The following is a 6,849-nucleotide window of genomic DNA, read 5'->3' on the forward strand; positions in this document are numbered from 1 at the left end:
TCAAAATTCAAAAGTATTGATTTTGACTTTTGACTTGATACTTTTGACTTCCCCGAAGGGGTTGCCTGCCCCATTTTTAAGAGGAGAAAACTGTGACCTGAGTACAGGTACAGTGTGGGGCTTCTGTCGGAGTAAGCTAAATCTAGCTAATTATATAATTCACAGAATACATAATATATATTTTCTTTTCTATACTTTTTATTTCCTTGTCAGGAAGCTTTACCTCTAGGTATTTAGTCTACATTTGAATAAGGCGAGCCGGAGGAGTAACGAAAGCTTTTAAAGGAACATGACAACGACGCTGTTAAACAATCGCTATCAAGTGATCCAGGTACTGGCTGTTGGTGGCTTTAGCGAAACCTTTTTGGCAGAAGACACCTATCTGCCTTCTCGTCGTTGTTGTGTGATTAAGCAATTAAAACCGATCGCCAATGATCCAAATATTTATCAGAAAATTCAACGACGCTTTGAACGGGAAGCGGCTACCTTAGAGTTTTTGGGGGAAGGTAGTGACCAAATCCCTAAACTCTACGCTTACTTTTACGAGAACGGGCAGTTTTACCTAGTTCAAGAATGGATTCAAGGTCAAACCCTGTCTAATATAATTAAAACTCAAGCTTCACTGAGTGAAATAGCAGTCAGAGAAATTTTGTTGAGTTTGCTGTCAGTTTTGGATTATGTTCACAGCAAAGGCATTATCCACCGTGATATCAAGCCAGATAATATTATTCTCGACTCGTCTAATCACAAGCCTGTATTGATTGATTTTGGTGCAGTCAAGGAAACAATACGAACAGTGGTGAATTCTCCGGGATACACAACTCAATCACTGGTAATGGGTACGCCTGGGTATATGCCTAGTGAGCAATTCACAGGACGCGCAGTTTATGCAACTGACATTTATAGCTTAGGATTAACAGCAATTTATCTACTGAGTGGTAAACACCCTCGACAGTTACAAACTGAGCCACGGACAGGAGAAATACTTTGGCAGCATTATGTTCCTGGGGTATCACCACAATTAGCAATGATCATTAGTCGCGCCATTAAACCCCAAGCAGGCGATCGCTATACTACTGCAAGCCAAATGCTATATGCTTTACAATCGGCTGCTAATTCCCAGCAATTACTTCTTAGCTCTTCTATACCAACGACTACTACTCAACCCACAGTCTCCCCAGATATCACTACTGTTACATCTGCATCTGTAAAAACTCAGTCATTGTCTTCTAATTCCAGCGCTCCAGCTACCCTTACCTATCCAATTCCTCAAAAGTGGCAAAAGCCGACTTGGATTATTGGTAGCTTAGTTGTAGCAGGCTTAATTGGTACAGTAGCGATGATTGGTATTACCCGCAAGCCAGAGTCTTTAGACTCAGCAACATCAACACCTACACCAATCTCAAAATCTGATTCAAAATCTGAAACCACAAATCCTACAGACTCGCCAGAACCCAGAGATTCTACTGTAAAACAAAGTAATACTAATACACCTGTGGCTTCGCGATCGTCGCCAAAGCAGCCTGTTTCCTCACCTTCTCCCTTCTCAGTCGTACCTACGCCATCAGAGCCGGAAGATACTCTTGATAGTCCTGCGGTTTCTCAACTAGAAAACAACACGCCTCGTAATCAATCACCTAAGACTACCAATAAACGCAAAGTTCCGGGGTTCCCTACAGGTACACCAAAAAATACTGTACAAGCAAGCCTTGGTAAGCCAAATCAAGATACAAGAGGTGTTTGGGGTAATACTCGTGCTGTTAGTTACATCTTAGTGCCAAATCAAATTCAGCTTGGCTACTTATTTGACCGCGATTCTGGAAAAATTCGACAAACTGAGATTGCTTTTGCCCAATCTGTAGATATTCAGCTAATACTAACAACCTTTGAAGAAATGTTAGGCGGTCAATTAACTGAAGAAATTAAGCAGGGACTACTGCAAGTTTTACAGCGACGCTTGGATCATTTCAGTTTTAGCGTAGGTTTCCTCAAAGGTCAGATTGTCCGTCAAAATTGTGGTCTGATTTATATTAGTATATGGGATGCCGATTTACATGATTTTGTAAATCCTAGTGATGCTAAAAAGTGTTAAAAAAGGAGCCTGTATTAGACTCCTTTTAAATTTGGAATTCGCAATTAATTTATTAGACTTATCCCGAATTCCAATTAGTAATAACTACTTCACACTGACTTTACCGCCAGCTTCTTCGATGCGTTTCTTAGCATCTTCAGCTGCTTCCTTGGGCATACCTTCTTTAATTGCTTTAGGTGCAGATTCTACTAAGTCTTTTGCTTCTTTGAGACCCAAACCAGTCAATTCACGTACAACCTTAAGGATAGCAATCTTTTTATCAGCTGGAACATCTTCGAGAACCACATCAAATTCGGTCTGCTCTTCTACAGGTTCAGCCGCCGCAGCCGCAGCACCAGGAGCAGCCATCATCATCATGCCACCAGCAGGTGCAGCAGCACTTACACCGAAAGCATCTTCAATTTGCTTCACTAACTCAGCTGCTTCCAGCAAAGTTAGGGATTTTAATTTTTCCAAGATTTCATCAGTTGCAACAGACATTGATATAACTCCTGTAATTTAAATTTGTTGATGGTTAGTAGTTGATGGTTGTTGGGTGTTAGTTATTGGTTTTTCTAAAAAACAAACAACAATTTCCAGACGTACCATGGTACGTCTCTACAAAAACTAACTACTAACTTCTTCGCCGCCTTTTTCTTTATCGGCATAGGCCTGCAAAGCACGAGCCAGCGAGCTGGGAACCTCGTTGATACCAACAGCAACTTTGGTAGCCAAGCCGTTGATTGCTCCGGCAATTTGTGCCATGAGCTGCTCTTTGGATGGCAAATCGCCTAGCGCCTTAACATCCGGCTCTTTTAGCAGGCGACCTTCCATAACGCCACCACGCATTTCTGTCTTTTTGGTGGCTTTTTGGAAATCTTGATAAGCCTTAATTGCAGCAGAGAAATCCTCTTGAACCAACAAAAAAGCAGAAGAACCTTTGAGCAATTCTGATAAAGGTTGCCATTTTTCATCATCTTGAATGGCAATCCCCATCAGGGTATTTTTTGTTACCTTACATTTTGTTCCTGTGGGACGCAGCCGCCGCCGCAGGTCTGTAATTTCGGCAACTGTTAGCCCTTGATAATCAATCACAAGTGCTAATTGCGACTGACTCAAAGTTTCTTTGAGTTCAGCAACAATCTCTTGTTTGTTTTCTATGGTTCTACCCATATTTGTTTCACCTCCTTGAAAGGATTTGTTGTTGGTTATTAGTCGATGGTTGGTGGTTGGTCTAGAGCAACAAACAACAAACAACAAACAACAATCAACTAAAAATTAATAAACCCCAGCTGCAAAAGCCGGGGTTTTAGTTGAAAGGTAGATTTGAACCCACCCTTCTCCTGATGCCAGAACTACCACACCAAAGAAGGATGGAACTTCAAGCAATTTGGATCAAACCTCGGCAGGAAATTAAGCCAACGGCACCTGCTGTCTACGGCTTTGCTATTTAATTTTGTTGTTGGTCATTGGTCATTGGTCATTGGTCATTTGTTAATAGTTACTATTTATTACAAATGACGTAGGACAAATGACAAACTTTATGCTGCTTCAGATTTCAGGTCGCGTAAGGCGGTGATATCGACTTTAATTGATGGTCCCATTGTGGCAGAGACATACATTGTGCGCCAATAACGACCCTTTGCTCCTGAAGGACGGTTGCGGTCAATTGTTTCTTGCAAGGCCTTCAAGTTTACCAGTAAATCTTCTGGTGAGAATGACGCCTTACCAAACATAACATGGACAATACCTGTACGATCAGCACGAAATTCTAGTTTACCTGCTTTGAATTCTGCGATCGCACTCCCCAAGTCAAATGTTACTGTACCACCTTTAGGTGAGGGCATCAAACCACGTGGACCAAGCAATTTACCAAGCTTCGCTACCTGTGGCATAACATCAGGTGTGGCGATGAGCTTGTCAAAGTCCATCATTCCTTTTTGAATTTCTTCTATCAGTTCTTCTGAACCGACGATGTCAGCACCTGCGTTGGCTGCTTCTGTGACTTTTTCACCTCTGGCGATTACTGCCACTCGTACTTCTTGTCCTGTACCTTTAGGCAGTACAACCGTTGTCCGCAGTTGTTGATCAGTATATTTCGGATCAATTCCCAAGCGAATATGTGCTTCTGCTGCTTCGGGAAATTTTGCTGTTGCTGTCTCTTTTAAAAGACTTAAAGCATCCAAGGGAGCATACTCCCTATCTTCTACTTTTTCTAATAGCGTCTGTAAACGACGCGATACTCTTTTTGTCATTTTTTTCTCCTGGGGTTGTTAGCGAGGTTAATTCTCTCCCCCAAAACAATTTTGGATTTTAGATTACTCTACGAGAAGCCGCTTACGCGTCTATGGATTTTGGATTTTGTCTTGAGTCTGTTGACCAATGACCAATAACTAATGACTAATCTGTGACTGTCACACCCATATTCTTGGCAGTGCCAGCAATGATCTTCATTGCTGCTTCAATATCATTAGCGTTGAGATCAGGCATTTTTGTTTGGGCTATTTGCCGCAGTTGCTCTTGGGTGATTGATCCAACTTTCCTTTTGTTGGGTTCGCTAGAGCCTTTGTCGATCTTTGCTGCTTTGGTAATCAATACCGATGCGGGTGGAGTCTTGAGTACAAAAGTGAAACTCCGGTCTTCATATACCGAAATTTCTACTGGTATCACCGTCCCAGCTTGGTCTGCTGTTTTGGCGTTGTACTCTTTGCAAAACATCATGATATTGACGCCATGTTGACCCAAGGCGGGTCCAACTGGCGGTGCTGGGTTGGCTTTCCCAGCATTCAGGGCCAATTTAATGACCGCTACTATTTTTTTCGCCATTTGTGATTAGCTCTGTTTTTGAACCTGATTAAATTCCAATTCTACTGGTGTATCTCGTCCAAATATCGACAGCAAGGCTTTGAGTTTACTCCGCTCTGGACTTACCTCTATGACCTCACCTTCAAAATCTTTAAACGGACCAGTAAGCACGACTATCTTATCACCAGTAGCCATGTCAATTTTGACAATTGGCTCTTGTTCGGTGGTCTGTTTGAAGATTCTTTCTACTTCTGTATGACTTAGTGGCATTGGTTTAACGTGACCACGACCTTTACCGGTACCACGTCTTTGTTCTGCTCCCACAAAATTAATTACATGGGAGGTGTTTCGCACCACTTGCCAGGTGTCATCATCCATGAACATTTTCACCAGTACATAACCAGGGAATACTTTTTCCTCGGTGTGCTGACGGCTACCATCCTTGCGGATTTTCACTGCTGGTGTATGCGGGATCTCCACCCGAATAATTTTTTCAGCTACATCAAAGGTTTGGATGCGCTGTTCTAGGTTTGTCTTAACACGCTTTTCACAGCCAGAGGCTACTTGTACTGCATACCAGCGGGCTTCTTGCTGTTTTCCCGCAGGTTCTAAGTTCTCATCTGACTGCAAAGCCAAATTGTGACCTTCGTCTGTTGCAGAAGTCATCCGAATACCTGTTGTGCTGCCCAAGTAAAGAATTTATCGACCAAAAAAATTATAGATGCGGAGAGTGAAACCATTAACAATACTGCTGCTGACTCACTCACCAGTTGCTTCCGACTGGGCCAAACTACTTTTTCAAACTCTTCTTTAGTTCCTTGAAAGAAGTTCCCAAAGCTGAAACCATTGCTAGTTTCTGGCATTTCTGCTTCATTTTTCTTGGCCACGGTCGCTTACTCCCCCATTGCCTGATAGCTATTAACTGGTAGTTTTCTATTTATAACTGTACCTTATACTCAAACTAAAACAGCTTGAGGCTTGAAGCTACAAGTATAGATTTAATTATACCCAAAATCAAATTTTCAGCACCGCTAGACATAATGGCGATCGCATTTGTTTTGGGTTGATTTTTCTCAGTTACAGCGCGCCCTGGAGGACTTGAACCCCCGACATCAGGTTTTGGAGACCTGCGTTCTACCAACTGAACTAAGAGCGCATGTGCTGCTTTTGATTCAGCTATTGCGTTTGACTTTTACTAGTTTAACGCAATTTGGCATTTTTTGTTAACTTTTTTTGGTCGGGGGACAAATCAGCGGCTGATGCCGCTTGATAGTTGAGTTTTCTCCCATATCTTAACTGATCTATCACAAAGGGCGGTCAAAGCGTTGCTTAATCCGGGTAGCCTTGCCGACACGATTGCGTAGATAGTAAAGCTTCGCACGCCGCACTCTACCGCGACGTATGACTTTAATGCTGTCAATCCGAGGAGAGTGAAGTAGAAACACTCGCTCGACTCCAACACCTTGAAATACACGACGGACTGTAATGGTTTCATTAATTCCGCCGTTCCGCTTGGCAATTACAACTCCTTCGTAGGGTTGTACGCGGTATTTGTCTCCTTCTTTAATTTTGACTCCGACTTTCACGGTGTCACCGACATATATATCGGGCAGATTAGATTTTAGTTGTTCCGCTTCGATCGAGCGGATAATCTCTTGAGCATTCATAGTCAATTAAAAACTCACAATCATCCATAATAAATCTACTTTCGCTTTTCAGTCTAGTAAATTTTAATCGCAAGGGTGTGAGTGTTTCATGAAGAGACGAAGAGTCTGAAATTCAGATCGTTCAGCCTAAATTTTTATCGATACCAACCAATCCTCCTACACCCTTACACGTAAAGTTTCCGGGAGCTTGGTAGCCCCTCGGCTTTAGCCAGGGGCGGAAAAGCGACATTGCGGCTTGAGCCGCAGTCTCTAATTTGATAGAATTGAGCAATCCCAGTAGGAATAATCATCGGCGTGTTGAAGCCT

Annotated in this window: 9 protein-coding genes, 1 tRNA gene and 1 other annotated feature; of the genes, 2 read left to right on the plus strand and 8 right to left on the minus strand. The window is 42.5% G+C overall.

Translation table 11 applies throughout. The annotated features are described in order from the left end of the window. Nucleotides 1-289: 289 nt before the first annotated feature. Nucleotides 290-2,092, plus strand: a complete 1,803-nt coding sequence (locus ACE1AT_RS26320; protein WP_374873784.1) for a serine/threonine protein kinase — start codon at nt 290-292, stop codon at nt 2,090-2,092. 84 nt (nt 2,093-2,176) lie between these two features. Here the strand turns inward: ACE1AT_RS26320 and rplL are convergent, their stop codons facing one another. Both rplL and rplJ read right to left on the minus strand, forming a co-directional pair. Continuing rightward, entirely contained in the window at nt 2,177-2,572 is a 396-nt protein-coding gene (gene rplL, locus ACE1AT_RS26325) for a 50S ribosomal protein L7/L12 (RefSeq protein ID WP_374873785.1), read from the minus strand. 126 nt (nt 2,573-2,698) lie between these two features. Further along, nucleotides 2,699-3,244 (minus strand): 50S ribosomal protein L10, encoded by a 546-nt coding sequence (gene rplJ / locus ACE1AT_RS26330; protein WP_374873787.1) that lies wholly within the window; start codon nt 3,242-3,244, stop codon nt 2,699-2,701. 97 nt (nt 3,245-3,341) lie between these two features. Beyond that, nucleotides 3,342-3,530, minus strand: a sequence feature (ribosomal protein L10 leader region). Here rplJ and ACE1AT_RS26335 point away from each other — a divergent pair. Beyond that, nucleotides 3,385-3,525: a hypothetical protein gene (locus ACE1AT_RS26335; protein ID WP_374873789.1), complete on the plus strand. Its 141-nt coding sequence runs from the start codon at nt 3,385-3,387 to the stop codon at nt 3,523-3,525. It overlaps the preceding feature by 141 nt. 82 nt (nt 3,531-3,612) lie before the next feature. Here ACE1AT_RS26335 and rplA read toward each other — a convergent pair. The 6 genes from rplA to rplS all read right to left on the minus strand — a co-directional run bounded on the left by rplA (nt 3,613) and on the right by rplS (nt 6,543). After that, nucleotides 3,613-4,326 carry a 50S ribosomal protein L1 gene (gene rplA / locus ACE1AT_RS26340; RefSeq protein ID WP_374873791.1) on the minus strand — a complete coding sequence of 238 codons (714 nt, stop codon included), beginning with the start codon at nt 4,324-4,326 and terminating at the stop codon, nt 3,613-3,615. Nucleotides 4,327-4,471: 145 nt separating this feature from the next. Next, on the minus strand, nt 4,472-4,897 hold the full coding sequence (gene rplK, locus ACE1AT_RS26345) for a 50S ribosomal protein L11 (protein ID WP_374873793.1): 426 nt from the start codon (nt 4,895-4,897) through the stop codon (nt 4,472-4,474). A 6-nt stretch (nt 4,898-4,903) separates the two neighbouring features. Next, entirely contained in the window at nt 4,904-5,542 is a 639-nt protein-coding gene (gene nusG, locus ACE1AT_RS26350) for a transcription termination/antitermination protein NusG (RefSeq protein WP_016860088.1), read from the minus strand. Further along, nucleotides 5,539-5,763, minus strand: coding sequence for a preprotein translocase subunit SecE (gene secE, locus ACE1AT_RS26355; protein ID WP_016860087.1), 225 nt, complete (start codon nt 5,761-5,763; stop codon nt 5,539-5,541). Before secE ends, nusG begins: the two co-directional genes overlap by 4 nt. Before the next feature lie 196 nt (nt 5,764-5,959). Further along, nucleotides 5,960-6,032, minus strand: a tRNA-Trp gene (locus ACE1AT_RS26360). Nucleotides 6,033-6,180: 148 nt separating this feature from the next. Then, a complete protein-coding gene (gene rplS, locus ACE1AT_RS26365) occupies nt 6,181-6,543 on the minus strand; it encodes a 50S ribosomal protein L19 (protein ID WP_374873795.1) in 363 nt (120 codons plus the stop codon). Nucleotides 6,544-6,849 lie beyond the last annotated feature (306 nt).

The sequence above is a fragment of the Pelatocladus sp. BLCC-F211 genome, from assembly GCF_041928655.1.
In the GTDB taxonomy this organism is placed as follows: domain Bacteria; phylum Cyanobacteriota; class Cyanobacteriia; order Cyanobacteriales; family Nostocaceae; genus Pelatocladus.